Annotated in this window: 27 protein-coding genes and 1 riboswitch; of the genes, 11 read left to right on the forward strand and 16 right to left on the reverse strand. The window is 72.5% G+C overall.

What is annotated here, in order from left to right; translation table 11 throughout:
* Positions 1 to 31: 31 nt before the first annotated feature.
* Positions 32 to 700, forward strand: coding sequence for an HAD family hydrolase (locus RKD23_RS26335; protein WP_424855919.1), 669 nt, complete (start codon positions 32 to 34; stop codon positions 698 to 700).
* Positions 701 to 710: 10 nt separating this feature from the next.
* Here the strand turns inward: RKD23_RS26335 and RKD23_RS26340 are convergent, their stop codons facing one another.
* Positions 711 to 1,940: a peptidoglycan-binding domain-containing protein gene (locus tag RKD23_RS26340; RefSeq protein ID WP_424855920.1), complete on the reverse strand. Its 1,230-nt coding sequence runs from the start codon at positions 1,938 to 1,940 to the stop codon at positions 711 to 713.
* A 160-nt stretch (positions 1,941 to 2,100) separates the two neighbouring features.
* On the opposite strand from RKD23_RS26340, the gene RKD23_RS26345 reads away from it, so the two are divergent.
* Positions 2,101 to 4,164, forward strand: a complete 2,064-nt coding sequence (locus tag RKD23_RS26345) for a DHA2 family efflux MFS transporter permease subunit (RefSeq protein ID WP_424855921.1) — start codon at positions 2,101 to 2,103, stop codon at positions 4,162 to 4,164.
* Between the two features lie 23 nt (positions 4,165 to 4,187).
* On the opposite strand, the gene RKD23_RS26350 is transcribed toward RKD23_RS26345, so the two are convergent.
* Positions 4,188 to 4,688, reverse strand: coding sequence for a GNAT family N-acetyltransferase (locus RKD23_RS26350; protein ID WP_424855922.1), 501 nt, complete (start codon positions 4,686 to 4,688; stop codon positions 4,188 to 4,190).
* A gap of 179 nt (positions 4,689 to 4,867) precedes the next feature.
* Here RKD23_RS26350 and RKD23_RS26355 point away from each other — a divergent pair, with 179 nt between their 5' ends.
* Together RKD23_RS26355 and RKD23_RS26360 are read left to right on the forward strand one after the other, a co-directional pair.
* A complete protein-coding gene (locus tag RKD23_RS26355; protein WP_424855923.1) occupies positions 4,868 to 5,470 on the forward strand; it encodes a hypothetical protein in 603 nt (200 codons plus the stop codon).
* Positions 5,467 to 5,991 (forward strand): hypothetical protein, encoded by a 525-nt coding sequence (locus RKD23_RS26360; protein WP_424855924.1) that lies wholly within the window; start codon positions 5,467 to 5,469, stop codon positions 5,989 to 5,991. The genes RKD23_RS26355 and RKD23_RS26360 overlap by 4 nt, the downstream gene beginning before the upstream one ends.
* A gap of 84 nt (positions 5,992 to 6,075) precedes the next feature.
* Here RKD23_RS26360 and RKD23_RS26365 read toward each other — a convergent pair whose 3' ends face one another.
* Positions 6,076 to 6,498 carry a DUF1992 domain-containing protein gene (locus RKD23_RS26365; RefSeq protein WP_424855925.1) on the reverse strand — a complete coding sequence of 141 codons (423 nt, stop codon included), beginning with the start codon at positions 6,496 to 6,498 and terminating at the stop codon, positions 6,076 to 6,078.
* Positions 6,499 to 6,600: 102 nt separating this feature from the next.
* Between RKD23_RS26365 and RKD23_RS26370 the strand changes: the two genes are divergently transcribed.
* The gene (locus RKD23_RS26370) at positions 6,601 to 6,993 is read left to right on the forward strand and encodes a hypothetical protein (protein WP_404034922.1); all 393 of its coding nucleotides are present in this window, start codon (positions 6,601 to 6,603) and stop codon (positions 6,991 to 6,993) included.
* A gap of 13 nt (positions 6,994 to 7,006) precedes the next feature.
* Here the strand turns inward: RKD23_RS26370 and RKD23_RS26375 are convergent, their stop codons facing one another.
* Positions 7,007 to 7,675, reverse strand: coding sequence for an O-methyltransferase (locus RKD23_RS26375; protein ID WP_424855926.1), 669 nt, complete (start codon positions 7,673 to 7,675; stop codon positions 7,007 to 7,009).
* Between the two features lie 32 nt (positions 7,676 to 7,707).
* The gene (locus RKD23_RS26380; RefSeq protein WP_424855927.1) at positions 7,708 to 8,904 is read right to left on the reverse strand and encodes a DUF2330 domain-containing protein; all 1,197 of its coding nucleotides are present in this window, start codon (positions 8,902 to 8,904) and stop codon (positions 7,708 to 7,710) included.
* A gap of 265 nt (positions 8,905 to 9,169) precedes the next feature.
* Here RKD23_RS26380 and RKD23_RS26385 point away from each other — a divergent pair, with 265 nt between their 5' ends.
* From RKD23_RS26385 to RKD23_RS26395, 3 genes are all read left to right on the forward strand, one after another.
* Positions 9,170 to 11,215, forward strand: coding sequence for a bifunctional glycosyltransferase 87/phosphatase PAP2 family protein (locus tag RKD23_RS26385; RefSeq protein WP_424855928.1), 2,046 nt, complete (start codon positions 9,170 to 9,172; stop codon positions 11,213 to 11,215).
* A 51-nt stretch (positions 11,216 to 11,266) separates the two neighbouring features.
* Positions 11,267 to 11,941 (forward strand): SGNH/GDSL hydrolase family protein, encoded by a 675-nt coding sequence (locus RKD23_RS26390; protein ID WP_424858337.1) that lies wholly within the window; start codon positions 11,267 to 11,269, stop codon positions 11,939 to 11,941.
* Between the two features lie 95 nt (positions 11,942 to 12,036).
* On the forward strand, positions 12,037 to 13,425 hold the full coding sequence (locus tag RKD23_RS26395) for an MFS transporter (protein ID WP_424855929.1): 1,389 nt from the start codon (positions 12,037 to 12,039) through the stop codon (positions 13,423 to 13,425).
* Between the two features lie 25 nt (positions 13,426 to 13,450).
* On the opposite strand, the gene RKD23_RS26400 is transcribed toward RKD23_RS26395, so the two are convergent.
* On the reverse strand, positions 13,451 to 14,065 hold the full coding sequence (locus RKD23_RS26400) for a TetR/AcrR family transcriptional regulator (protein ID WP_424855930.1): 615 nt from the start codon (positions 14,063 to 14,065) through the stop codon (positions 13,451 to 13,453).
* A 33-nt stretch (positions 14,066 to 14,098) separates the two neighbouring features.
* On the reverse strand, positions 14,099 to 14,512 hold the full coding sequence (locus RKD23_RS26405; protein WP_424855931.1) for an ATP-binding protein: 414 nt from the start codon (positions 14,510 to 14,512) through the stop codon (positions 14,099 to 14,101).
* 93 nt (positions 14,513 to 14,605) lie between these two features.
* Between RKD23_RS26405 and RKD23_RS26410 the strand changes: the two genes are divergently transcribed.
* Positions 14,606 to 15,442: a helix-turn-helix domain-containing protein gene (locus RKD23_RS26410; protein WP_424855932.1), complete on the forward strand. Its 837-nt coding sequence runs from the start codon at positions 14,606 to 14,608 to the stop codon at positions 15,440 to 15,442.
* On the forward strand, positions 15,414 to 15,608 hold the full coding sequence (locus tag RKD23_RS26415; protein ID WP_424855933.1) for a DUF397 domain-containing protein: 195 nt from the start codon (positions 15,414 to 15,416) through the stop codon (positions 15,606 to 15,608). The genes RKD23_RS26410 and RKD23_RS26415 overlap by 29 nt, the downstream gene beginning before the upstream one ends.
* Here the strand turns inward: RKD23_RS26415 and RKD23_RS26420 are convergent.
* Entirely contained in the window at positions 15,592 to 16,761 is a 1,170-nt protein-coding gene (locus RKD23_RS26420) for a steroid 3-ketoacyl-CoA thiolase (protein ID WP_424855934.1), read from the reverse strand. The genes RKD23_RS26415 and RKD23_RS26420 overlap by 17 nt on opposite strands.
* A gap of 228 nt (positions 16,762 to 16,989) precedes the next feature.
* On the opposite strand from RKD23_RS26420, the gene RKD23_RS26425 reads away from it, so the two are divergent.
* On the forward strand, positions 16,990 to 18,225 hold the full coding sequence (locus RKD23_RS26425) for a cytochrome P450 (protein ID WP_424855935.1): 1,236 nt from the start codon (positions 16,990 to 16,992) through the stop codon (positions 18,223 to 18,225).
* Positions 18,226 to 18,244: 19 nt separating this feature from the next.
* Here RKD23_RS26425 and RKD23_RS26430 read toward each other — a convergent pair whose 3' ends face one another.
* The 8 genes from RKD23_RS26430 to RKD23_RS26465 form a co-directional block, all read right to left on the reverse strand.
* A complete protein-coding gene (locus RKD23_RS26430; protein WP_404034900.1) occupies positions 18,245 to 18,667 on the reverse strand; it encodes a transglycosylase SLT domain-containing protein in 423 nt (140 codons plus the stop codon).
* Between the two features lie 328 nt (positions 18,668 to 18,995).
* Positions 18,996 to 19,826, reverse strand: coding sequence for an ECF transporter S component (locus RKD23_RS26435; RefSeq protein ID WP_424855936.1), 831 nt, complete (start codon positions 19,824 to 19,826; stop codon positions 18,996 to 18,998).
* Positions 19,823 to 21,664 carry an ATP-binding cassette domain-containing protein gene (locus RKD23_RS26440; RefSeq protein ID WP_424855937.1) on the reverse strand — a complete coding sequence of 614 codons (1,842 nt, stop codon included), beginning with the start codon at positions 21,662 to 21,664 and terminating at the stop codon, positions 19,823 to 19,825. The genes RKD23_RS26435 and RKD23_RS26440 overlap by 4 nt, the downstream gene beginning before the upstream one ends.
* Complete coding sequence (locus RKD23_RS26445; RefSeq protein WP_424855938.1) at positions 21,661 to 22,755, reverse strand: energy-coupling factor transporter transmembrane component T; 1,095 nt, start codon at positions 22,753 to 22,755, stop codon at positions 21,661 to 21,663. Before RKD23_RS26445 ends, RKD23_RS26440 begins: the two co-directional genes overlap by 4 nt.
* Positions 22,748 to 23,377: an SCO2322 family protein gene (locus RKD23_RS26450; protein WP_424855939.1), complete on the reverse strand. Its 630-nt coding sequence runs from the start codon at positions 23,375 to 23,377 to the stop codon at positions 22,748 to 22,750. Before RKD23_RS26450 ends, RKD23_RS26445 begins: the two co-directional genes overlap by 8 nt.
* On the reverse strand, positions 23,374 to 24,621 hold the full coding sequence (locus RKD23_RS26455; RefSeq protein WP_424855940.1) for a prenyltransferase/squalene oxidase repeat-containing protein: 1,248 nt from the start codon (positions 24,619 to 24,621) through the stop codon (positions 23,374 to 23,376). Before RKD23_RS26455 ends, RKD23_RS26450 begins: the two co-directional genes overlap by 4 nt.
* A 98-nt stretch (positions 24,622 to 24,719) precedes the next feature.
* Positions 24,720 to 24,834: riboswitch (cobalamin riboswitch) on the reverse strand.
* Between the two features lie 59 nt (positions 24,835 to 24,893).
* Positions 24,894 to 25,340 (reverse strand): nuclear transport factor 2 family protein, encoded by a 447-nt coding sequence (locus RKD23_RS26460; RefSeq protein ID WP_424855941.1) that lies wholly within the window; start codon positions 25,338 to 25,340, stop codon positions 24,894 to 24,896.
* A gap of 41 nt (positions 25,341 to 25,381) precedes the next feature.
* The gene (locus RKD23_RS26465) at positions 25,382 to 26,407 is read right to left on the reverse strand and encodes an MBL fold metallo-hydrolase (protein WP_424855942.1); all 1,026 of its coding nucleotides are present in this window, start codon (positions 26,405 to 26,407) and stop codon (positions 25,382 to 25,384) included.
* Between the last annotated feature and the right edge of the window lie 56 nt (positions 26,408 to 26,463).

The raw sequence follows: 26,463 nt of genomic DNA on the forward strand, positions 1-26,463 counted from the left end.
GCGCCCCCTGACCTGCTTGGAGATGCTGCCGATGACGGCCACGACCGTGCTCACCGCCCGTGCCCTCCTGCTCGACATGGACGGCACCCTCGTCAACTCCGACGCCGTCGTCGAACGCGTCTGGCGGCGCTGGGCCGAGCGGCACGGGCTCGACGGCGACGAGGTCATGAAGGTCGTCCACGGCCGCCAGGGCCACGCCTCCATGGCCGTGCTGCTGCCGCACCGGCCCATGGAGCACAACCACGCCGACAACGCCCGCATGCTCGCCGAGGAGACCGCCGACATGGACGGCGTCGTCCCCGTCCCCGGCGCGCCCGCGTTCCTCGCCGCCCTGCGCGGCCTGCCGCACGCCCTCGTGACCTCCGCCGACGTCGCCCTGTCCAGCGCGCGCATGGCCGCCGCGGGGCTCCCGCTGCCCGACGTCCGCGTCACCGCCGAGTCCGTCGGTGCCAGCAAGCCCGACCCCGAGGGCTTCCTCAAGGGCGCCGCCGAACTCGGCGTCGACCCCGCCGACTGTGTCGTCTTCGAGGACTCCGGCGCGGGCATCCAGGCGGGCCGCGCGGCGGGCATGCGCGTCGTGGGCATCGGCCCGCGCGCGGGCTTCCACGGCCCGGACGTCCTCGTCCGCGACCTCACCCAGGTGCGGGTGGAGGCCGGGCCGGACGGGGAGATCCGGCTGTACGTGGATCAGGCGCTGTAGGTCCGAGCGCCTACGGCTCGTCGGTCTCCGACTCCAGCATCGCCCGGGTCGGCTGGTCGTACACGCCCAGCTCGGACTCGTCCTGGAGGCCGCGGGCCCACTGGTAGTTGCGCAGGGCGTCCTCGACGGGCGGTGTGAAGTTGCCGTTGATCTCGCCGTTGTAGAGGTACAGCTGCCGCAGCCGGTCCTGGAGCTCGGCGACCTCCCTGCCGGAGTCACCGCGGCGCAGCACCGCGCCGCCGTCCTCGCTCTCGACCGGCTCCGCGGAGGCCGTCGTGGCCGTCGGGGTCGGCGACGCAGTGGCCGACGGCGTGGGGGTCGGCGACGCACTGGACTCGGACGGCGAGGGCGACGCGCTCTCGCTCGGGCTCTCCGACGCGGACTCGGACACCGAGGGCGACGGGGACGCGGTCGTGGGGCTCGCCGACGTGCCGGACGTGGCGGGCGCCGGGTCGGCCGCCTCGCTCGTGCGCACCTCGGGCGCGGCCTCGCGGACGTCGCTCGGCAGCGCGGTGTCCCGCGTCGGCGTGTCGTAGGAGAACATCCCGCTCGCCAGCCCCGCCGCGGCCACCACCGCGACGACGGCTCCGCCCGCCGCGAGCAGCACCGTACGGCTCCTGCGGCCCCGGCGCGACACGCCCCGGCCCCCTCCCGCCGGGCCCGGCCTCACGGCAACCGTCTCGAACAGCCGCAGGTCGTTCTCACTGGGCGGCACCGCGGGGGGCGCCAGCGGGGTGGGCAGAGCCGCGGTGGCCGCCTCGGCCGCGGCGGCGGCCGGCACCGGGGGCAGGGCCTGGGTGGGCTCGTCGTCGGGCTGCGCGGGCCCCGGCTCGGCTCCGGTGTACGACTGCGGGTGCGCGGGCCCCGGCTCGGCTCCGGCCCGGTCCGTGTCGCTGTACGGCCGTGGTTGCGCTGGGCCCGCCCCGGTCCCGGCCGAGTCACGGTCGCCGTAGGACCGTCCGTGCGCGTGGTCCGCCCCGGCCCCGGCCGTGTCGCCGTACGGCCCCGTGTGCGCCGGTCCCGCCCCGGCCCCGGCCGCGTCCACGACGGCCCCCGCCCCGTCCAGGTCGACGTACGGGCGGATGCGCAGGGGGTCGAAGTCCTCCGCCGCGGCCGCCTCCGCCGTGCGGGCCTCCAGCAGTGCCTCGGCCGCGCGCAGGGCGCACCCGCAGGACGGGGTGTTGTCCGGCCCCCGCAACGCCCCGCATTCCGGGCACGGATGCCCCTGTGTGTCGGTCATGTGTTCGGTCCTCCCCCTAGCGAACACACGTGATTATGCAGACACGACCACCGCATCCGCCCGAAGCCCCCGGAATTTCGGCCTCCCACGGGACTCGACAGGCCATAACCGGACACACCCACCACGATGGAGTTGTCGAAGAGAGCCTCGGGAGGTCTTCATGGCCCACGACGCGCAGGGGAACACCGGACAGACGCTGCGGGTGCCGCGGGGGCAGGCCGGTGAGGAGCACGTCCCCGGCAATGTCCTCGTCTCCATCGGCGCCCTGCTGCTCGGGATGCTGCTGGCCGCGCTCGACCAGACCATCGTGTCCACCGCGCTGCCGACCATCGTCAGCGACCTCGGTGGCCTGGAGCATCTGTCCTGGGTGGTCACCGCGTACATGCTGGCCGCCACCGCCGCGACCCCGCTGTGGGGCAAGCTCGGTGACCAGTACGGCCGCAAACGGCTCTTCCAGTCCGCCATCGCGATCTTCCTGGTCGGCTCCGCCCTGTGCGGGCTCGCCCAGGACATGCCGCAGCTGATCGCGTTCCGGGCCGTGCAGGGGCTGGGCGGCGGCGGGCTGATGGTGCTGTCGATGGCGATCGTCGGCGATCTGGTCCCGCCCCGCGACCGGGGCCGCTACCAGGGCCTGTTCGGCGCGGTCTTCGGCGCCACCAGCGTCCTCGGACCGCTGCTCGGCGGACTGTTCACCGAGCATCTGAGCTGGCGCTGGGTCTTCTACGTCAACCTGCCCGTCGGCGCCGTCGCGCTCGTCGTGATCGCGACCGTGCTGCGGCTGCCGCCCAAGTCGACCCGGCACACCATCGACTACCTCGGCACGTTCCTCATCGCCTCCGTCGCCACCTGCCTGGTCCTCGTCGCGTCCCTCGGCGGCACCACCTGGGCCTGGGACTCGGCGCAGATCATCGGGCTCGCGGTGCTCGGCGTGCTGCTGGCGGTGGCGTTCGTGGCGGTGGAGCGGCGGGCCGCGGAACCGGTGCTGCCGCTGAAGCTGTTCCGCATCCGCACCTTCACGCTGTCCGCCGTGATCAGCTTCATCGTCGGCTTCGCCATGTTCGGCGCGATGACCTATCTGCCGACCTTCCTCCAGGTCGTGCACGGCATCAGCCCGACCATGTCCGGCGTCCACATGCTGCCGATGGTGCTGGGCCTGCTGCTGTCCTCGACCGTCTCCGGCCAGATCGTCAGCCGCACCGGCCGCTGGAAGGTCTTCCCCGTCGCCGGCACCGCCGTCACCACCCTCGGACTGCTCCTGCTGCACCAGCTCGACGAGCACAGCGCCACCGCCGAGATGAGCGTCTACTTCTTCGTCTTCGGCCTCGGACTCGGCCTCGTCATGCAGGTCCTGGTCCTGATCGTGCAGAACGCCGTCGGGTACGAGGACCTCGGCGTGGCGACCTCCGGCGCCACCTTCTTCCGTTCCATCGGCGCCTCCTTCGGCGTCGCCGTCTTCGGCACGGTCTTCGCGGGCCGCCTCGGCGACAAGCTCTCCGACGCCTTCCGCGGCGCACAGCTCCCGCCCGGCGTGTCGGCCGACTCGCTCGCCTCCGACCCGCGCGGCATCGGCTCGCTGCCGCCGCCGCTGCGCCCGGCCGCGCTGCACGCGTACTCCTCCGCCATCACCGACGTGTTCCTGTACGCCGCCCCGGTCGCGCTCCTCGGGTTCGTGCTGGCGTGGTTCCTGCGGGAGGACCGGCTGCGGGCGTCGGTCACCGCGCCGGACGTGACGGAGACGCTGGCCAGCAACCCGGTCGAGCGGTCGTCGTACGACGAGGTGTGCCGGGCGCTGTCGACGCTGGGCACGCGCGAGGGGCGGCGCGAGGTCTACCGGAGGATCACCGCGCGCGCCGGGTACGACCTGCTGCCCGCGGCGAGCTGGCTGCTGCTGCGGATCAAGCGGTACGGGGCTGTGGAGCCGGCCGTGCTGGCCGACCGCACCCCGGTTCCGCTGGGCGTGATCATCGAGGCCGGCCGGCAGGTGGAGGAGCGGGGGCTGGCCCGGCGCGAGGGCATCGAGCTGGTGCTGACCGACACGGGCCGCGAGGTCGCCGAGCGGCTGGCCGATGCCCGGGAGGAGTCCCTGGCGGAGATGCTCGGCGACTGGTGGGGCCCCGACCGTCCCACCGACCTCGTCCAGTTGGTCAAGGAGCTGAACGGCGAACTGTGCGGCTCGGAACGGGAGGAGCCGCATGAGGACGGGGCGGTGGCGCGGACGAGGTGAAAGCGTCCCGCTCGCCTGAAACCTCAGTTCACAGCCAGCTCCTTCGTGAACCAGTGCTCCGCGTAAGGATCGTCGTTGTGCCGCTCCGTCTCCCGGTAGCCGAGCCGGGCGTACACCGTGCGCGCCTCGACGAGGTCGCTGCGGGTGTCGAGGATCATCCGCTGCGCGCCCAGCTCCCGGGCCACGGCCTCGGCGGCGGTCACCAGCAGGGTCGCCCCGCCCTTGCCGCGCATGCCCTCCTTGAGGAACACCCGCTTCAGCTCCCCCGTCCCCGCGTCCTTCAGCCGGACGCCCGCCATGCCGGCCGGCTCGCCGCCGTAGCGCGCCAGCAGCAGCCGCCCCGCGGGGGGTACGAGCCCGTCCACCGCCCCGGCCGCGATCTCCCGTTCCAGCTCGTCGGGGTCGGTGCGACGGCCCTGGTGCAGCAGGTACCAGCGGTCGCTGACCTCGGTGTAGTAGAGGCGCCACAGCTCGGCGGCGGCCGGCGAGTCGACGGGTTCGGGGGCGATGGTCCACGTGGTCATGCGGGCCATTCTCCGGAGGCGTCCGGCGGACGGCGCAAACGATTAAGCACACCGGATCTGGCCGAAACACGCCGGTCAGGCCCGGCCGGGGCCGTTTCAGGCGGGCCTCCCGGGCAACCCGGCCCTCGAAACCGGCCCCACGAGAGGGCCGACGGGGATCGAGAACCCGGAAGGCATCCATGTCCACAGGACTGATCATCGCTTTGATCGTGATCGGGGCGGTCCTGGTCATCGCCGTCGCCGCCTTCTTGGCGTTGCGGGCCCGCAGCCCGCGCGGCGGGCGGGACCTGCGGCGGCGCTTCGGACCCGAGTACGACCGTGCCGTGGCCCGGCACGACGGGGACACCAAGGCCGCCGAGCGCGAGCTGAACCAGCGCGTCGAACGCCACGGCGACCTCCACCCGGAGCCGCTGGACCCGGTCCGGCGCGAGCGGTTCGAGGCCCGCTGGGCGGCCGCGCAGGAGCTGTTCGTCGAGGCGCCGCGCGCGGCCGTGTCCGAGGCGGACCATCTGCTCGCCGAGGCCGCGGAGGCGCGGGGCTTCCCGGACAGCTCGCACTACGACGACCAGCTGTCCGCCCTCTCCGTGCACCACGCCGTGCATGTGCAGGGCTACCGGCACGTCCATCGCCTCGCCCACGAGCCCGACGGGAACGGCGTGGCCGAGGAGCGGACCGCCACCGAGGAGATGCGCGAGGCCATGGTCGAGGCCCGCGAGCTGTTCGAGGACCTGGTGGGGGCCGGAGCCGGGGGCGCGGACAAGAAGGGGAGTCGAGGCATATGACCCAGGTGACAGGACCGGCCGGCGGCCACACCGCCCTGCTGGCACGCGAGGAGTGCGACCGGCTCGAGCAGCGGCTCCAGCACGCCGTGGCCGAGTTCGTGGACGAACCCCGGCACGCCGTGGAGGAGGCCGACCGCACGCTGGAGGAGATCGCCGCGCGCTTCACCGACGCCGTCACCCGGCGCCGGCGCACCCTGCGGATGTCCTGGCAGAACGCCGACGCGCCCGGCAGCACGGCCGACGACACCGAACAACTCCGCCTCGCCCTGCGGGACTACCGCGAGCTGGCGGAACTGCTGCTGCACGAGGGCGGCGGCGACGGCGCCCACAACGGCACGGGATCGGCAGGCTCCATGCTGTCCGGGTCCGAGGCGGGCTCCATGCGGCCCGAGGCCCGGCCCGCCGCCACCGATGCCCAGCGGGACGCGATGGCCAAGCCGCAGGAGGAGTCACCGACGGTGGCGCCCACACCGCGGTCGGCCGAGTACCCCCAGCGGACGGACCGCGGGGACATCGCCTGAGAGCCGAACCCCGAGCCCGACCGAGACCCGAACCGCGAACCCGACCGCGAGACGAACCGCCCCGCGGACCGAGAGCACCCGGACCTAACCGTCCGGGTGCTCCTTCTTCGCCCGGACCGCGCGCCAGTGCCGTACGACCTCGTCGACGTCGTACGGCTTCAGGCCCAGGGGAGGGCCGGGCGGCGGGCGGAACATCATGTCGCGGATCTTCGGGTTGATCGCCTCGACGATGCGGCGGGCGGCGCCCTCCGAGGGGGCGCGCAGCGCGGCCGCCAGAGCGTCCTCGGCTTCCTTGCGCAGGGCGAGGGTCGGGGGGAGGACCGCCAGGCCCTCGCGGGCCATCTTCCGCTTGATCCACCACAGTTCCTCGTAGGGCTGCTCGACGTCGGCGGGAAGGGGCTTGCCCGCGCCGGGAAGTCGGGCGAAGTCGCCGCGGGCCTCCGCGTCGCGGATCTGCTTGTCGGTCCAGGACTCGAAGCTGACGCCCGGTGGCTTTCGCTCGGTCATGAGCCCATTGTGCCGGACGGGACCCCCTCGGGCGTTTTAGTATGCGGCGGCGGCGAAACGACCGGGCCGCCGCCGTTCGAGGACCTTCCAAGGGGAGCGCACGTGCTGGAACTGACCATGGCCACCGTCTCCGGGGCGGACGCGGGCGCCACGGCCGGAATGCTCATGGCGGACGCGCCCAGCGAGCCCGGCGCCGTGCTGCGGGTGGGCCGGGACAAGTCCGTGTGCCGGCTGGTGACGCCGGACGACTGGCTGTTCGTGTCCCGGGCGCACCTGGAGTTCGCCTGCGGACCCGACGGGGTGTGGCAGGTGACGTGGCTGCGGGGCTCGCAGGCCGAGCCGTCCTCCGAGGTGCGCCTCGCGGTCGGCGAGTACGCGCAGACCATCGCGTACGGCGGCACGGTACGGCTGCCGCGCGGCGGCAACGGCGAGATCGTCGTCCAGGACCGCACCGCGCCCCGCAGCGTCAACGTCGGCTTCTACCACGAGGTCTGACCGGGTCCCGGTCTCACAGCACCCGCGCGAGCGCGAAGCCGTCCCAGCCCTTCGTGCCCACCGTCTGGACGGCTGTGCCGCTCAACCGCGGGTGCGTGGCGATGAGTTCGAGCGCGGCGCGGGTGCCCTGGACGTCGGGTGCGGTGCTGTCGGCGTCCAGGACGCGGCCGCCCCGGACGACGTTGTCGAGGACGATCAGACTGCCCGCGCGGGTCAGCTTCAGGGCCCACTCCACGTAGTGCGGGTTGTTGACCTTGTCGGCGTCGATGAAGACCAGGTCGAAGGGCGGCGGGTTCTCGTCGGCGAGGCGGGGCAGGGACTCCAGGGCCGCGCCGACGCGCACCTCGGCGATCTTGTCGAGGCCCGCGCGGGCGAGGTTGCGGGTGGCGACCTCGGCGTGCCGGGCGTCGTACTCCAGGGAGATCAGCCGGCCGTCCTCCGGGAGGGCGCGGGCCAGCCAGATGGTGCTGTAGCCGCCGAGGGTGCCGATCTCCAGGACGGTGCGGGCGCCCTGGACCTGGGCGAGGAGCTGGAGCAGCTTGCCCTGTGGCGCGGAGACGGCGATGGGCGGGAGACCGGCGGCCTCGCTCTCGCGCAGGGCGGCCTGGAGGGCGTCGTCGTCCTGCGCGAGGAGGTCCGCGAAGTAGGCGTCGACTTCGTCCCAGGGCTCTGACTGGCTCATGTACCGTGCCTTTCATATCTTCGTTAGAAGCGCTAACTAGCTGCCCTAACGAATGTAGCCGTCCTGCGCCTGCTGCGGGTGCGGAACACGACAACTGCCGCCCCCGAGGCCAGAACCAGTCCTCCACCGACCGTCAGCAGCCACGCCGGGACACCCCCGACCATGAGCAGCCGGCCGTCGTGGATCACCTGCTGGTACGGCGCGTCCGTGGCCGCGCGGGTCAGCTCGTGGTCGCCGGAGATCCGGGACGGCTCGGGGAACTCCTGCGTGATCGCCGTGAGATACGGCGTCCCCTGCGCGAGTCGCGCCAGCGGCCCCGAGCCGGCCGTCGTGAGCCGCCCGGCGAAGGTCACCTCCGGCCGCTCGCCGCCGATCCGCGAGCGCGGCTCCATGCGGTGGTCGGCCAGCACGTAAAGGCCCAGCGACTGCGGGGTCGCCGCAAGCCGCGACAGCCGCATCGGGTACACCGGCTCCTCGGCGGCGAAGCTGAGGTGCAGCGGATCGAGCGCACCGGCCAGCACACCCCCGGAGGGAAGGCCGTACGACGGTGAGGGCGAGGGGGAGGGGGAGCCGGCAGGCGTCTCCGCCACATCCGGGGCCAGCCGGATCGCCACGTACTCCCAGCCCAGCTCCACGTAGGGCCGCAGGGCCACCCTCAGGCGCTCGGGGAACGTGAAGCCGTTGTCGCGCAGCCAGCCCTCCAGGGCGTCCGGGTCCGTCGCCGTCAGCCGGGCCACGTCGAAGGGGCCGAGGCGCTGGCGGCCGACCACGCCGACGCCGGGCGCGGCGGCGTCCGCGCGGGGCGGCGCCCCGGCCGTGTCGCCGTCGGTGGAGTCGAAGGGCCAGTCGCCGTCGCGGGGCCAGAAGTAGTACCGGTCGCGGTGTACGGGCGCGGTCGCGGACGCCAGCTCGTCGAAGACACCGGGGTCGCCGAGGCGCACGGTCGCGCGGTGCGGCACCGGCATGATCCAGGCGGCACGCCGGGCGTCGCCGCCCACCGTCAGCCGCATCACGATCTGCTCGTGGCCCCCGTCCCAGCGGACCACGGACTCCTCGCGGTCCACCTGCACCCGCTGTCGCGCGTCCGGCAGCATCGCGCCGCAGCCGCAGGCGTACGCGGGTGCCACCAGCTGGGTGCCGAGCTGGACGCCGAGCAGCGCCAGCAGGACCGTCAGCACCCGCAGGTGTCGCCGTGCGCGCGCCTGTTCGAACCGCAAGAAACCGGCCATTCCCCCGAGCCCTCCCAAGAGCCGACTACGAGCTTGCGACGACTTTGCGGAAGCTTCGGTTCCCGGCCCGACCTGCTGCGTTCCACCTCCCTGCGGCAGGCGGCGGCCCAAGTCCTTCCCGATCATCGTGATCCGGACAAAACGAGTTCGGACGTCAGGTGGACCGAGGGCCGTCCGCGTCTGTCTCCTATGGGGGCGAACCCCCATAGGGTTCGCAGAAGCACCTCACGTACACGAGACGGACGGGGCGGGAGGCCGACGAGGCGTGGCGAATGCGGAGCACAGCGGACGACCGGTGGAAGCCCTCGGAGCGACGGCCGTCGGCGCGGCCCGGACCCGGCTGCGCGCGGCCCGGCTCGCCGTATGGCTGGTCGCCGTGGTCCTCGCCGTACGGCAGATGGCCGTGGTCCTCGGCTCGCCGCGCGGCGAGCGGCTGACCGACCTGGAGACCTGGGTGGGCCCGGACGGCGTGCTGCATGTGGAGGGCTCGCTGTACGACTCCTCGCGCTTCACGGGCACGCCGTTCGGCGGTCTGGTCCTCAAGCCCCTCACTCGTTCGGCTGAACAGGCACTCGGCTGGGGCTGGACCTTCGGCACGCTGCTGCTGGTGGTCGCGCTCGGCCTGGTCGCCGCGCGGGCCCTGCCCCAGCCGGCCGGGCGGCGCACCTCGCTGTTCGCGGCGCCCGTCGCGATCTGCCTGCTCATGCTGTCCCTGCCGGTGCGCAACACCCTCTGGCTCGGCCAGACCAGCATCATCCCGGTGCTGCTGGTCCTGCTGGGCTGCTTCGCCGTACGCGGCCAGCGGGCCGGCGGGGTCCTGATCGGCCTGGCGGCGGCCCTGCAGCCGACGCTGCTGCTGTTCGCGCCGCTGCTGTGGTTCACCGAGAGACGCAAGGCCGCCGCGACCACGGCGGGCACCCTCGCCGCCCTCACCGCGCTCGCCTGGGCGGCGATGCCGCACGACTCGTACACCTACTGGGTCCACCACCTGGCCGGCACCGGCCTCGGCGGCGCGGCCGACGCGCTCGCCAACCAGTCCCTGCACGGCGCCCTGCTGCGGCTCGGCCTGTCAGGACCGCTGGAGATCGCGCTGTTCCTGACGCTGGGCGCCGCCGTCGTCGTCCTCGGCCTGCGCCGGGCGGTGCGCTACGCCCGCGACGGCCAGCTCCTGCTCGCCGTCGCCGTCACGGGCTGTACGGCGATCGTGGTCGCGCCCATGGCCTGGCAGCACCAGCTGCTGTGGGTGCTGCTCGCGGTGGTCGGCCGGGTGGGCAGGCGCGCCTCGGACCGGTTCGTCTGGCCGGTAGCGGTCGTACTGGTGATGACCCTGCCGGCGAAGATGCTGCTGCCGAACATGGCGACGCTGTACCCCCTGCGCGACAACGCCGTCCTGCTCGCGGCGCTGCTGGCCGCGACCGCCCTCCCCTTCCTCTCCCGGACCTCGCCGTACTACCAGGAGCCGATCCCGACGCGGTACGCCCCGCAGGTCGAGGCCCGCTGGCGGCACATCCCCCTCCTGCCCTTCCTGCGCAGAGTGCTGACGCGCCCGAACCTCCTCCTGGAACTGCTGCTGATCCGCGTCACGTACGCCGCCTACCAGCAGGTCCGCCTCGCGGCGACCGGCGGCAGCAACTCGGCGGGCCGCGCGCGGGCGGAGGAGCACGGCGAGCAGATCCTGTCCCTGGAACGCTTCCTGCACCTCGACATCGAGCACGCGGTCAACCACGCCGTGGTGAAGATCGACTGGCTGAGGGAGTTCTTCGACTTCTACTACACGTCGTTCCACTTCGTGGTCCCGCTGACCGTCCTCGGCGTCCTGTACTGGCGCCGCCCGGTCGACTACCGCTGGGCCCGCTCCAGCCTCGGCCTGACCACCCTGCTCGCCCTGGTCGGCTTCTGGCTCTACCCCCTCGCCCCGCCCCGCCTGATGCCGACGCTCGGCGTCATCGACACCGTCCACGGCGTCCAGGACTTCACCCAGCCCGACTACGGCACCCTGACCGCGCTGACGAACCAGTACGCGGCGATGCCGTCCCTCCACTTCGGCTGGTCCCTGTGGTGCGGCCTGGCCATCGCGATCGTCGCCCGCAGGCCCTGGATGAAGGCGCTGGGGCTCTTGCACCCCTTGTTCACCGTCTCGGCCATCGTCGCGACCGGCAACCACTGGGTCCTGGACGCGGTCGGTGGCGCCGCCGTCGTCGGCGCGGGCTTCGGGCTGGCGTACGTCTTCCAGGGGCCGCGGGCGCGGGTGGCTGTTGCTGCGGCGGAGGAGGCGAGTGGGGAGGAGGAGCGGGTGCCGGTGAAGAGCTGAGCCACGGGCTCTTGAGAAATACATACGACCGACTGTATGTTCTTCTCCGTGATGCAACCTTCCTTCACCGAGGCGACCGACCCGTTCTGCCTGGACCAGGCGGACGCCGCGGCATTGCTGGCCGGGGCCCCGTGGCGCAGGTTCGCCGTTATTGGGGACAGCCTTTCGGCGGGAGTCGGGGATCCCACCCCGGGCTACCGGGACCAGGGCTGGTCGGACCGGGTGGCTGGTGTGCTGCGGGCCGTCCGGCCGGAGTTGGAGTACCTCAACGTCTGCGAGAACGGGGCGACGACCGCCCAGGTGCTCGAAAGGCAGGCGGCCCGCATGGTCGCCTTCTCCCCGGACCTGCTCCATCTGCCCTGCGGAGCCAACGACATCGTGCGGCGCAGGCCGGACTTCGCTGAGATCGAGCGAACGCTTCGGCGGATGTACGAGTCGGCGAAGGGCACCGGTGCCCTGCTGACCACCTTCACGCTCGGCCGGGCGTATGTCGTCCCGGGCTTCCCCGACTGGCCGGAGCGGATCGCCGCGGTCAACGAGATCGTCCGCGCGCTGGCCTCCGAATACGGCGCCGTCGTGGTGGACATGTGGGACCACCCGGTCAACGACCGCGACAACCTGCTCAGCGAGGACCGGCTCCACTTCTCGACCTCGGGGCAGGCCGTGATGGCCTCCGAGGTGGTCAAGAAGCTGGCCGGTTCCCTGGGGCGCACCACATCGGCGTAATCCTCCCCGTGACAAAGAGGTCCCTCATCGTGGCGAACAGCCAGCAGACAACTACTCAGCCCTTAGCGGTGGACAGAGCCGACGGCATTCCATGGATGACGATGTCGGTCGTCCTGGCCGCCCTGTTCATGGCGGTCCTCGACTCGTTCATCGTCGTGGTCGCCGGCCCCTCGATCGTGGCGGACCTGCACGCCTCGGACAGCGATGTCCAGTGGGTCCTGGCGGGTTATCAGCTGAGCTACGCGGTCTTCATCATCACCGCCACCCGCCTGGCCGACCTGTACGGCCGCAAGGGGGTCTTCCTCATAGGGGTGGCGCTGTTCACCCTGTCGTCGGTCGCCTGCGCGCTGTCGCCGACCGCGGGCGGTCTCATCGCGGCGCGTGTCGTCCAAGGGCTGGGTGCCGCCCTGATGGTGCCCCAGGTGTTCGCGTTCGTCACCGTGCTGGTGCCCGCGGCGAGGCGGCACAGCGTGTACGGCGTGGTCGGCATCGTCATGGGGATGGCCACCATCGGCGGTCAGGTCATCGGCGGACTGCTGATCGGCGCCGACCTGTTCGCCTCCGGCTGGCGCCTGGTGTTCTGGGTGAACGTGCCGATCGGCGTCGTCCTGTTCCTGCTCGCCGTGCGCCACGTGCCGAGGACGGGTTCGGCCGCCGCCCGCAGGCTGGACCTGCCCGGCGTCCTGGTGCTCAGCGCGGCCCTCTTCCTCCTGGTGCTCCCGCTGATCCAGGGGCAGGAGGAAGGCTGGCCGAGGTGGGTGTGGGCGTGCTTCGCGGGCAGCGCGGTCGCGTTCGGCCTGTTCGTCGCGATCGAGCGGGGCCTGGAACGGCGGGGCGGGGACCCGCTGGTACCGCTGACGCTGTTCGGCCAGCGGTCGTTCTCGCTCGGGATCGTTCTCGTCCTCGCTCTGTACGCGCTGATCTACTCGTACTACCTGGCCCTGTCGGTGACGATGCAGCAGGGCCTCGGCCTGTCGGCGCTCGGCGCGGGCCTGGTCCAGGTGCCGGCGGCCACGGCGTTCTTCGTCTTCAGCATGGTGGCGAGCCGGATCGTCCCGAAGTACGGGCGACGGGTCCTCGAGGTCGGAGCGGTCGTCCTGGCGACCGGCTATCTGTCGACCGGCCTCCTGCTGGTGTCCGGCCCGCGGATCACTCCGCTGCTCGTGATCCCCACCCTCGTGCTGCAGAGCGTCGGTGGCGGACTGGTCATCACGCCCGCGCTGAACACGGTGCTCAGCCGCGTCAAGCCGGAGTCGGCCGGAGTCGCGTCCGGGGTCCTGTCCACGGCCCAGCAGGTCGGCGGAGCGCTGGGCGTCGCCGTCATCGGAGCGGTCTTCTTCGGCTCGTTCCGTCCCGCGGCGCTCGGCAGGGTCGCCGCCGCCGGCCACGCCTTCGCCGTCGCGTCCTTCGGGGTGCTGGTCTTCGCCGTCATCGCGGGCGTCGTCGTCTTCCTGCTGCCGAAGCGGCCGGCGACCCAGGGCTGAGTGCGACGCCCGTCCGTCGACATCCCTACGGCGCGGTGAGCAGGCCCTCCACGATGCGGCGGACCTTGCTCACCGCACTGTCGTCCCCGAGCCGCAGCGCCGTGTTGGCGGCACACAGCACCGCGTCGATCTGGAAGACGGCGAGTTCGACGTCCAGGTCCGCGATCTCACCGGCGTCGACGGCGTGGCGCAGTTCGCCGGCGATGACGCCGAGCCACGCCTCCTGGTCGCGGAAGAGCGCGTCGTGGACGGGCCCGGTCCTGCCGTCGAACGCCGCGAGGTTCGCGGCCCGGAAACATCCGCCCGCGAACAGCGGCGTCGAGGCGTAGACGACCCACTCGTCGAGCAGCGCGCGCATCCGTGCGACGCCGTGCGGCGCGGACCCGGCAGGCCGGACCACGTTGTCGACGAACATCTCCCGGGCGAAGTCGATGACCGCCAGCTGCAGCGCTTCCTTCGTCCTGAAGAGCGTCTGGATGCCCGCCTTGCTGACCCCGGTGTCCGTCGCCAGACGTCCGAAGCTGAGACCGTCGAGACCGTCGAGCGAGGCGATGTCGACCGCCCGCTCCAGTACGACCTTCCGGGTCCGGGCCCCCCGCAGGAGGCGTTTGTCGGTGACATCTGCCGAGGAACTACCCATACGGTCGATCGTATCCCAGGACGCCGGGCCCGATCAGTGACACTCGAACCACACCGTCTTGCCGTCCCCCGGTGCCGGGCTCACGCCCCACTTGTCCGTCACCGCGTCCAGGAGGTGGAGGCCGCGGCCGTGCTCCGCGTCCAGGGGGAGGCCGGAGAGGGGGAGGGGGTGGTGGGGGTTGCCGTCCGTCACCTCCACGCGTACGCCGTCCTGCTGACGCAGGATCAGCAGCGTGCAGCGGCGGTCCGGGACATGCCGTACGACGTTCGCCAGCAGCTCCGTCAGGGCCAGTTCCGTCGCCTCGGTGAGCGCCCGCATCTCCCACTCCTCCAGCAGCGAGCGGGCGATACGGCGGATGGGGGCCGCCGAGTGTTCGCCCACCGTCAGGCTCATGCGGTAGTGGGGGGAGTACGGCGCCAGGAGAGTCGGGGGAATGTATTCGTTCACAGGACGAGGCTGGCCTGCCGTGACTACGCTGGGCTACTGAACCGATACAACGGGTCCCGCCGTGGGCGGAGTTGGTCGAGAGGGGCTGCACTCATGGTTCACATCAACGTCCTCGACCCGGGTGCCTCGCCACTCGACTACTACGGCTTCGAGCTGCGCAGACATCGGGAAGCGGCCGGGCTCACGCAGCGGCAGCTCGGGGAGGTCGTCAGTTATACGGGGTCGCTGATCGGGCAGATCGAGACCGCGCGGAAGGTTCCTACGCTGGAGTTCAGTGAGCGGGTGGATGCGGCTCTGGGGACTGGGGGCTTACTGTCGCGTCTCGTCGAGCTCGTCCTTCGTAGTCAACTGCCCGTCTGGTTCCAGCAGGTTGCCGAACTGGAGGTGCGGGCCGTCGAGATCTGCACCTTCCAGACGCACATGGTGCATGGCCTGCTTCAGACGGAGGGCTACGCGCGTGCGGTGCTCGGTGCGCTGGACGAGACCGACCTCGACGACCGCGCTGCCGCACGACTCGCCCGTCAGCGGATCTTCGAGAAGCAGGAGCCGCCCGTCTTCTGGATGGTGCTCAGCGAGGCCGCGCTGTGCCAGGGGATGGGCGAGCCGTCCGTGATGCGTGAACAACTCGCCCACCTGTTGTCGCTCGAGAGCGACCCCCGGATCAACGTCCAGGTGCTGCCGTTTTCGGCCGGGGCGCACGCGGGATTGCAAGGCTCGTTCAACGTCTACCGCTTCGCGCGCGACCCCGCCATCGTCTACACAGAGGGCTACGGCGCCGGTCATCCGACCGCCAATCCGGACACCGTCAAGGACTGTTCGCTCCGTTACGATCATCTGCGGGCCGCCGCTCTCTCCCTCAAGGATTCGGCGGAGTTGATCCGGCGAGTGATGGAGGAACGCTATGGAGAACCGCGAGATTCAGTGGCGTAAGTCCACCTACAGCGGCGACCAGGGCGGCGACTGCCTCGAAGTCTCCGGCTGCCCCGCCACCGTCTCCGTCCGTGACTCCAAGAACCCCGCGGGACCGGTCCTCATCCTCCGGCCCGCGGTGTTCTCGGCGTTCGTAGGATGGGCAGCGGCTACAGCCGCTGAATGATCGTGCCGGTCGCCAGTGCGCCGCCCGCGCACATGGTGATCAGCGCGAACTCCCTGTCCGTGCGCTCCAGTTCGTGCAGGGCGGTGGTGATCAGTCGGGCGCCCGTCGCGCCGACGGGGTGGCCCAGTGCGATCCCACCGCCGTTCACGTTGACCTTGTCGAGGTCCTGGTCGAAGACCTGCGCCCAGCTCAGGACCACGGACGCGAAGGCCTCGTTGATCTCGACCACGTCGATGTCCTTCAGGGACATGCCCGCCTTGCCCAGGACCGCGTTCGTCGCGTCGATCGGGCCGTCCAGGTGGAAGTGGGGGTCGGCGCCGACCAGGGTCTGGGCGACGATCCGGGCCCTCGGCTTCAGTTTCAGGGCGCGGGCCATCCGTTTCGAGGCCCACATGATGGCCGCGGCTCCGTCGGAGATCTGGGAGGAGTTGCCGGCCGTGTGCACCGCCGTCGGCATGACCGGCTTCAGGCGGGCCAGGGCCTCCATCGACGTGTCGCGCAGGCCCTCGTCCTTGTCGACCAGGCGCCACATGCCCTGACCGGCGAGCTGTTCCTCCTCCGTCGTGGGGACCTGGACCGCGAAGGTCTCCCGCTTGAAGCGCTCCTCCGCCCAGGCGGCGGCCGCGCGTTGCTGGGAGAGCAGGCCCAGGGCGTCGACGTCCGCCCGGGTCAGACCGCGCCGGTGCGCTATGCGTTCCGCCGCCTGGAACTGGTTCGGGAGGTCGACGTTCCACTCGTCGGGGAAGGGCTTGCCCGGGCCGTGCTTGCTGGCTGAGCCCAGCGGGACTCGGGACATGGACTCGACGCCGCAGGAGATGCCGACGTCGATGACGCCCGCCGCGATCATGTTCGCTGTCATGTGGCTGGCCTGCTGGGACGAGCCGCACTGGGCGTCGACCGTCGTCGCGGCCGTCTCGTAGGGCAGGCCCATCGTCAGCCAGGCCGTGCGTGTGGGGTTCATGGTCTGCTCGCCGGCGTGGGTCACGGTGCCGCCGACGATCTGCTCGACGCAGTCGGCGGGGATGCCGGTGCGGCCCAGGAGTTCGCGGTAGGTCTCGCCGAGGAGGTAGGCGGGGTGGAGGTTGGCGAGCGCGCCGCCGCGCTTGCCGATGGGGGTGCGGACGGCTTCCACGATCACGGGTTCGGCGGCCATGGGTGCGGGTCCTCTCGGAGAGGGAGGTGGGGGTGGCTCTCCTGGCTCACGGGCTTCCTGGCACAGCGAAGAACGCAGAACTAGTACGTGTTCTAGTTCCGCTCAGCAGTCTGCTGATGTGATGCCGGTCACCGCAAGGGTCTTGCAGGTTGTAGCGGCTCGAACTACCTTCTCGCCCGTCTGTTTCTGACGAGCCGTCAGAACTGCTCGGATGGCTGGGAGCTGCCGATGCCCTGTCCAGCGCTTCCCGACGGGTTCGACTTCACCGACCCCGACGTACTGCACCACCGCGTGCCCCTGCCCGAGTTCGCCGAGCTGCGCAGGGCCGAACCGGTCCGCTGGATCCCGCAGTCGGGGAACGTGGCCGGATTCCAGGACGAGGGCTACTGGGCGGTGACCCGGCACGCCGACGTCAAGCACGTCTCCACGCACCCGGAGATCTTCTCGTCCACCCTCAACACCGCGATCATCCGCTTCAACGAGCACATCGAGCGGGAGCGGATAGACGCCCAGCGCTTGATCCTGCTCAACATGGATCCGCCCGAGCACACCCGGGTCCGGCAGATCGTCCAGCGCGGCTTCACGCCCCGGTCCATCAGGGCGCTGGAGGGGCGGCTGAGGGAGCGCGCGCGGATGATCGTAGAGGCGGCGTCCGCGCGGGAGGGGGACTTCGACTTCGTCACAGAGGTCGCCTGTGAGCTGCCCCTCCAGGCCATCGCCGAACTGATCGGGGTCCCGCAGGACGACCGGGCGAAGATCTTCGACTGGTCGAACCGGATGATCGCCTACGACGATCCCGAGTACGCCGTGACGGAGGAGGTCGGCGCGCAGTCGGCCGCCGAGATCATCGCGTACGCCATGAACATGGCGGCAGCGCGGAAACAATGTCCGGCGAAGGACATCGTGACCACGCTGGTGGCGGCCGAGGACGAGGGCAATCTCGCCTCGGACGAGTTCGGGTTCTTCGTGCTGATGCTGGCGGTCGCCGGGAACGAGACGACCCGGAACGCCATCACGCACGGGATGCACGCGTTCCTCTCCCACCCCGACCAGTGGGAACTCTTCAAAAGGGAACGGCCGCACACGGCGGCCGAGGAGATTGTGCGCTGGGCGACTCCGGTGGTCGCCTTCCAGCGCACGGCCACCCAGGACACCGAGCTGGGCGGGAAGGTCATCAGAAAGGGGGAGCGGGTCGGGATCTTCTACGCGTCGGCGAACCGCGATCCCGAGGTCTTCCAGCGGCCGGACGACTTCGACATCACCCGTGATCCCAATCCCCACTTCGGTTTCGGTGGGGGTGGACCGCACTTCTGTCTGGGCAAGTCGCTGGCCGTGCTGGAGATCGACCTGATCTTCAACGCCGTGGCCGATGCGATGCCGGGGCTACGGCTGGTCGGTGCGCCCCGGCGGCTGCGTTCGGCGTGGATCAACGGCGTGAAGGAGCTGCGCGTCAGCGCCGTATGAGCTGCGGATGACCTGCGGCTCAGTACCAGCCGTTGGCCTGCCAGAAGTTCCAGGCGCCGACCGGGCTGCCGTAGCGGGAGTTCATGTAGTCCAGGCCCCACTCGATCTGGGTGGCGGCGTTGGTCTTCCAGTCGGAGCCGGCGGTGGCCATCTTGGAGCCGGGCAGGGCCTGGACCAGGCCGTAGGCGCCGGAGGACGGGTTCGTGGCGTCGACGTCCCAGCCGCTCTCGTGCTCGACGATGTGCGAGAAGGCGTTGTACTGCGCGGCGTTCGGGATCATCCGCTTCGCGATCGCCTGGGCCTGGGACGCGGAGGAGACCGAGGTGGTCGCGGCGTGCGCGGGAGCCGCGGAGAGCGCGATACCGGCGGTGGCGGCGGCCACGGCGGCGGTGGTGAGGGCCTTCTTCGGGGACAGGGCGTGGCGGATGCGGGCGAGAGTCAAGACGATGCCTTTGCTTCGGGGACATTGCTGTCGCGGTGACGTCCCTTCGTGTGCGGGACATGCGTCGGCGCCGAGGCCCGTGGGGCACGTCGGCGCCGTGCGACGTCATCCAGAGAAACAGGCTCGGCGGCCGCCCGCAATCACCCCTTTTACTAGTTGTGGCCGGATCCGCCGGGAAGGTCGTTTGTGTGACGTGGCTCTCAATCCGCAGGTCAGACCCCATTATGACGCGTACATGGTGTCCTGATTTGTCTACTATGCCGGGTCGTTCGTGATCTGGGTCATGTGGGGTGCTTCACCGGCCGGGTGACGGCCCGTGGGTGAGTGCTCACGGTGGGGGGCCGTCGAATGTGACGGGCGCCTCGAAAGCGGCCCGGCGGGTGCCCCGGCGGAGCGCCTTGAGGAGGGCGGGGCCCACGGCGAGGGTGAGCGCGAGGGTGCAGAGTGCTCTGCCGAGGTCCCAGCCGAGGGAGGTGGCCAGGTGGAACGCGAGGAAGCGGACGCCGTTCGCGACCGGGCCCACCTCCGGGTCCATCGCGATCGTCGTGGTCTTCGGGCTGAGGAAGGTCCAGCCCGCCATGTCCATCAGCAGGCCGTAGCCGAAGGCGGCCACGAAGCCGTACGCCGCGAGGAGCAGCGTCTCCGCCCTGCCGCGCAGCCGGTCCCCGTCCGGCAGCAGGGCCGCGCCCATGGTGAACCAGCCCATGGACAGCATCTGGTACGGCAGCCAGGGGCCGACCCCGCCGGTCAGCAGGGCCGAGGCGAACATCGTGACGCAGCCCAGGGCGAAGCCGAAGCCGGGGCCCAGCACCCTGCCGCTGAGGACCATCAGGAAGAACATCGGCTCCAGGCCGGCCGTGCCCGCCCCGAGGGGCCGCAGCGCGGCACCGGCCGCCGCGAGCACGCCCAGCATCGCCACCGCCTTCGGGCCGAGCCCCGCCTCCGCGATCGTCGCCGCGACCACGGCGACCAGAAGGGCGAGGATGCCCGAGAACAGCCAGGGCGCGTCCTGGGCGTGCGCCACCGCGGAGGAGGTGGGCGGCGCGAAGAAGGGCCAGGTGAGAGCCGCGATGCCGACCGTGCTGACCAGGGCGAGGGACGCGGTGGAGCGGGGGCCGAGACGGACGGCACGGGCCCTTCGGTCACGCGGCGTCTTCATGCCAGGGCCCTCCTCACCTGGGTCACCGTGAGCCACTTCTGCGGGGCGAGGATCTTCGCCACCTGAGGGGCGTAGGAGGGGGAGGAGACCACCACGTCGGCGGCCGGGCCGTCGGCGATGACCTCGCCGTCGGCCAGCAGCACCACCCGGTGGGCCAGCTCGGCCGCCAGCTCCACGTCGTGCGTGGCCAGCACGATCGCATGGCCCTCGGCGGCGAGGCCGCGCAGCAGCGTGACCAGGCGGGCCTTCGCCGCGTAGTCCAGACCGCGGGTCGGCTCGTCCAGCAGGAGGAGAGGCGGCCGTGCGGTGAGGACGACCGCCAGGGCGAGCGACAGCCGCTGGCCCTCGGAGAGGTCCCTCGGGTGCGTGTCGTCCGCGACGCCCGGCAGCAGCTCCGAGACCAGCGCCCGGCAGGTGCCCGGCTCCGCGCCCGCGTCCCGGTCCGCCTGCGCGCACTCGCCCGCGACCGTGTCGGCGTACAGCAGGTCCCGCGGTTCCTGCGGTACGAGGCCCACGCGGCGGACCAGCTCGCGCGGGGGCGTGCGGTGCGGGGTGGCTCCGCCGGTGCGGACCGTGCCCTTGGCGGGCTCGACCAGGCCGACCAGGGCCGACAGCAGGGTGGACTTTCCGGCCCCGTTGCGGCCCATCAGGGCGATCGTCTCGCCGGGGCCGACGGTGAGGTCGACCTCGCGCAGAGCGGGGACGCGGCCGCGGCGGACCGCCAGGGAGCGGACCTCGGCGACGGGGGCGGGGGTGTCGGGGGTGGCCGGGGTGGGGCGTGCGAAGAGGCGGCGGATGGAGGCCGGGCGTGTCCGGGCCTCGGTGGCTGGGTCGGGTGTGGTCAGGGGCGTCTCGGGGCGCCGGCCTTCGCCCTGGGGGCTCGGGGTGTGCGCCGACTGCACGGCGTTCCTGGTCGCTCGCGCCCACGCGGCGGCAGCCGCAGATTCGGCACAGCCCCGCGCCCCTGGGGCCGGCCGGCCTTCAGCCGTCGCCGGTTCCTGTCGTACGGCCTCCGGGTCCTGCCCTGCCAGCCGTTCCCGCAGGTCCGTGGCCCTGCGGCGGGCGTCCCGGACGGTCAGGGGCAACGGCGACCAGCCCGCCGTACGGCCCAGATCCACCACCGGCGGGCAGACCGGGGACACGGCCATCACCTCCGAGGGGGTGCCGAGCAGCGGGGGCTCTCCCGGCGCGGGGAGCAGCAGGATGCGGTCGGCGTAGTGGATCACCCGCTCCAGGCGGTGCTCGGCCATGAGGATCGTCGTGCCGAGGTCGTGGACGAGGCGTTGCAGGACGGCCAGGACCTCCTCCGCGGCGGCCGGGTCCAGCGCGGAGGTCGGCTCGTCCAGGACGAGGACGCTCGGGTGGGCGGTGAGGACCGAGCCGATGGCGACGCGCTGCTGCTGGCCGCCGGAGAGCGTGGCGAGCGGGCGGTCGCGCAGGGGGGCCAGGCCGAGCAGGTCGAGCGTCTCCTCCACCCGGCGGCGCATCACCTCCGGCGGCAGGCCCAAGGACTCCATGCCGTAGGCGAGTTCCTCCTCCACCGAGTCCGTCACGAAGTGCGACAGCGGGTCCTGGCCGACCGTGCCGACCACGTCCGCGAGGTCGCGCGGCTTGTGCGTGCGCGTGTCACGGCCCGCGACCGTGACCCGGCCGCGCAGGGTGCCTCCGGTGAAGTGCGGCACCAGTCCGCCGACCGCACCGAGCACCGTGGACTTGCCCACGCCCGACGGGCCGACCAGCAGGACGAGTTCGCCCTCCGGCACCTCGAAGTCGACGCCACGGACGGAGGGTCCGGCCGCGCCCTCGTAGGTCACGGAGACGTCCTCGAAACGGATCACGACGGCTCCTCCTGGGCTGACGCGGGGGACTTCGGGGCCGGGGTCACGAACGCCGGGAGCAGGCCCAGCAGACAGGCCGCCGCCGGCCACAGCGGCAACTCCGGCGCCACCAGCGGGACCACGCCGGGCGTCAGCGCCCCGGGGTCGCGGCTCGCCGCCAGTGCCAGCAGCGCGGCGACCCCCGCGCCGGAGGCCGCCACCACCCAGGCCCGTACGTCCCAGGGGTCCGGGCGGTAGCGGGTGCGCGGTGTGCGGCGGCCGCCCAGCCACAGCCCGGCCACCGCCGCGGCGAGCCCGGCCAGCAGCACCGGCAGCCCGTACGTGCCGCCCGCCGCGGTCAGCAGCCCGTACGTCCCCGCGCACACGCCCAGCAGCCCCGCGACGGTCAGCGCGGCCGTCGTACGGCGTACCGCCGCGGGGACCCGGACCGTACGGCCGTACCCGCGCGAGTCCATCGCGGCGGCGAGGGCGACCGAGCGCTCCAACGCGCCCTCCAGGACCGGCAGTCCGACATGCAGCAGCCCCCGCACGCCCCGGTCGGGACGGCCGCGCAGCCGGCGGGCGGCGCGCAGCCGCTGCACGTCCGCGATCAGGTGCGGGGCGAAGGTGAGGGCGACGACCACCGCGACGCCCGTCTCGTACAGCGCGCCCGGCAGGGACTTCAGCAGCCGGGAGGGGTTGGCCAGCGCGTTCGCGGCGCCGACGCAGACCAGCAGCGCGGCCAGCCGCAGGGCGTCGTAGAAGGCGAACACCAGGCCCTCGACCGTCACCCGGCCGCCCAGGCGGATGCCCTGCGCCCAGTCGGGGAGCGGCACTTCGGGGAGCGTCAGCAGGACGTGCGAGCCGGGGATCGGGGAGCCGAGGAAGAACGCGAACAGCAGCCGCACGGTCAGTACCGCGAGGCCGAGTTTGACGAAGGCGCCGTAGGAACGGGCCCAGGGGGCGTCGGGGCGGCGGACCGCCACGACGTAACCCGAGACGGCGACGAGCAGGCCGAGCAGCAGGGGGTTGCCGGTGCGGGTGGCCGCGGTGCCCAGACCTAGGGCCCACAGCCACCACGCACCGGGGTGCAGCGGGGTGCCGTCACGCACGGCGGCGTGCCTGCCAGAGCGCGGCCGCGCCGAGCAGCACGATCACGGCGACGCCGCCGATCAGGCCGAGGGAGGGGCCGTCGTCGGTGTGCTTCTTCGTCTTCTTGTGCTCGGTGTTCGCCGACACCTGCTCGCCGCAGCCCTGTTCCGGGTAGCCGGAGATGGCGCACAGCAGGGCGTTGGTGTCGTAGCGCAGGGGTTTCGCGACGGCGGCCAGGGCCTCGGCGGTCGTCGCGTCCGGGGAGACGCGGGCGCACGCGGTGCGGGCCGGTGGCGGGGTCTCGCCGGAGGGGGCGTCGGCGGGCGTGCCGAAGTCGAGGAGCAGGGCGACGCGCTTCTTGCCCTTCTGCGCCGGGGTGTCGGCGCAGATCGCCGCGAAGTCGGCCGTGCCGCGCGGCTGGTCGGCGTCCTGGGAGTCCTCGCTGACCGCGAACCGGAAGCCCTGGACGTCGCCGTCGGAGGGGCGGGCCGTGGCCGGGCCCTGGGTGGCGTACACCCAGCGGGCGCCGTCGCGGTCCCAGAAGGACCAGTAGCGGTAGCCGGCGGCGTGGGCGGACTGGGCCGTGGCCGCGCCCGTGAACAGGAGCGCGGCCAGGAGGGGCAGCAGGAGGCGGCGGATCATGCCTGGGACTTCTGCTCGGGCTTCTTGCGGGCGCTGATCAGGAAGCCGACGCCGATGCCGCCGACGAGGCCGACGCCGACGATCCACCAGACGCTGACGCCGCCGTCGTCGTCCTTCTCGGCCGCCTGGTCGTCGGCGTCCGGGGCGCGGCTCTCGTCCGCGGCGGGCACCTGCTCGGGGGCCGGGCCGGTGGCGTTCAGCAGGGCGATCAGGTCCTTGCCGCCGAAGTCGCGGGGGTTGATCCCCCCGGCCTGGGCGGCGAACACGAGCTGGGCGTACGCGGCGGGGCCGGACTGCTCGGCCCACTTCAGGGAGTTGGCCACCAGCCAGCGGGCCGAGGCGGTGGCCTGCTCGCCGAAGCCGCCCGCGGCGAGGGCGACGACGGCGTCGGCGGTGTTGCCGTAGTCGGGCTGGTTCTCGGCGCCGGGCATCACGGACGTCAGGTGCTTGTCCTTGGCCATGACCTTGGCGAGGTAGGCGGCGCCGTTGTGGGCCGCCTGCTCCGGGTCGCCGGGCTTCTCGCAGGAGGTGGCGACGTTGTCGCCGGCGGCGTTGTGCCCGGCGAGGGGCTCGCCGTAGGCGCCGATGACGGCCGCGGCGGTGGCGTCGGCGTTGGCGGCGAGCGCGCCCTTCTTGTCGGGCTGGTAGGCGAAGGCGCCGGCGTCCTTGCCCGTGCAGGGCAGGGCGAGCTTCAGCAGGGCGTCGTAGGGGGACTTGCCGCCCTTGACGGTCTTGCCGGGCTGCTGGCCGGCCGCGGCGAGGGCGCCCACGACGACCGAGGTGGAGTTGGCGTCGCTGGGGCTGCCCGGGTTGTAACCCCAGCCACCGTCCGCGTTCTGCACCGACTTCAGCCAGGCGACCGCCTTGCGCGGCACGTCCTCGTGGCCGCCGGTCGCGGCGAGCGCCTGCACGGCGAGGGCGGTGGCGTTGGTGTCCAGCATGGTCTTGGCGTCGCAGGCCTTGGCGGTGTCGGCGCGGTAGGAGGCGAAGCCGCCGTTGGCGCACTGCTGTCCGGCCAGCCAGTCGACGGCTTCGCCAGCCGGGTCCACGCCCTGCTCGGTCTGCGCGAGCAGCGTCAGCGACTGCCGCCACACACCGTCGTACGTCGGGTCGCCGGTGCCGTACAGGGCGTCGGGGAGCTTCACCGACGGCGAGGGCGAGGGACCGGCGGCGAAGGCGGGCGCGGCGCCGCCGAGTACGGCGACGGCGGCGGCCAGGGCCGCGGCGCTGCGGCGGACGTTCATGCGGGAGCCTCTCCCCTAGGGGGAACCGGGCAGCACGGGACGACCCCGGGCGGCTCGGCTCCGTAGACCTCGACGGTGCGTGAGCCGTTTCACGTACGGACAGGGCGATCCGGCTCGCCGGCCCTGCTCGGGCGACGGCTCACGGTTGCGGGTCAGCGCCGGATTTGCACCGGCTTCCCCCTGTACGGGTGTGATGACGACGTCGCCACTTTACCGGCCCGTACGGGGCCGGCCGAGGGGAGGCCGGGGGATGCGGACCTGCCGGGGTCCTGTCAGGAGGCGGCCTGCGGGGTCGGTCCGGCGAAGGGCAGGAACAGGGTGCGGGAGGAGAGGAGCCAGCCGTCACCGGTGCGGCGGAAGGTGTCCTCGTAGTGGCCGACCTGGACCGGCGGCCCGGCCGGGACCATGCCGCCGGTGTGGCCGTCGACGCGGTACGTCGTGAAGTACGAGGTGGCCTCGGCGGTGTCGGGGGAGGTCACGGTGACGAGGACGTTGGCCATCAGGCGGCGCGAGAGGCGGTCGGCGGGGCGGGAGCCGAAGTACCCGCGCAGGGCCTCCCGCCCCTCGACGCGCCGCTCGCCCTCGGGCCACTCCCAGGTGCCGTCCTCGGTGAACAGCTCGGCCACGGAGGCCGGTTCGCCGAGGTCGAGGCGGTGCACGAAGTCGAGGACCAGGCGCTCGCAGGCGCGCTCGGCGAGGAGGTGCTCCAGAGGTTCCATGATCCCTGGGTATCAGCGGCGCGGTCGCGGCCGCGAGCGGATTACGCGGCCACGTAGGTGACCGGGTCGCTGCCCGGGACGGCCTCCGCGCGGCCCAGCTTGACCAGGCGGCGCAGGTGGGCCTCGGCCTCGGAGACGGCGATGTTCCGTGACCCGTAGGGGATCTGGGGCCAGGGCCGGTTCCAGTCCATGCGCTCGGCGAGCTGCCAGGCGGTGAGCGGGGTGGTGAGCAGGGAGAGGAGGCCCGAGAGGCGCTGCTCGTGGTGGGCGAGGAGTGCGGTGACGCGGGCGGGGGCGTCGGTGAAGGGGTGCTGGTGGGCCGGGAGGATCTCGGCGGGGGTGAGGCGGGCGACGCGTTCGAGGGAGTCCAGGTAGTCGCCCAGGGGGTCGGTGACCGTGAGGTCGTCGGGGTCCTCGTACAGGCCGATGTGCGGGGAGATCCCGGGCAGCAGGTGGTCGCCGGAGAACAGGCGGCCGCGGCCGGGGAGTCGCGCCGGGTGGTCCTCCTCCAGGTGCAGGCAGACGTGGCCCGGTGTGTGGCCCGGGGTCCAGATCGCGCGCAGGCGGCGGCCGGGCAGCGGGAGCAGGTCGCCGGGGACGATCTCGCGGTCGGGGAGGGCGGGGGAGAGGCCGGGGAGTGTGCCGCGGGCCCTGCGCAGGGGCGCCACGTGGGACTCCGGGGCGCCCGCCGCCGTCAACTTGGCTGCCATGTAGGCGTACCACTGCCCGGCCGTGCCCGACCGGGTGCGGCTCACGATCGCCGCGTCCGCCGCGTGCATCGCCACCCAGGCACCGGAGGCCTCGCGGACCCGGCCGGACAGGCCGTGGTGGTCGGGGTGGTGGTGGGTGATCACGACGCCGTGCACGTCCGAGACGGTCGTCCCGCAGGCCGCGAGCCCGGCCCGGAGCGTGTCCCAGGAGGCCGGGTCGTCCCAGCCGGTGTCGACGAGCACCGGCCCGCTGTCCGTGTCGACGACGTACACCAGCGTGTGGCCCAGCGGGTTGTCGGGGATCGGCACCTCGACCGACCGCACACCGCCGCCGTGATCGAACGTCCTCGTCGTCATCCGTCCTCCCCCTCCACCATTGCCCACTATAACTAGAACTGGTATCAGTTCTGAAA

This window comes from Streptomyces sp. SAI-170 (genome assembly GCF_049739565.1).
Taxonomy (GTDB): Bacteria; Actinomycetota; Actinomycetes; order Streptomycetales; family Streptomycetaceae; genus Streptomyces.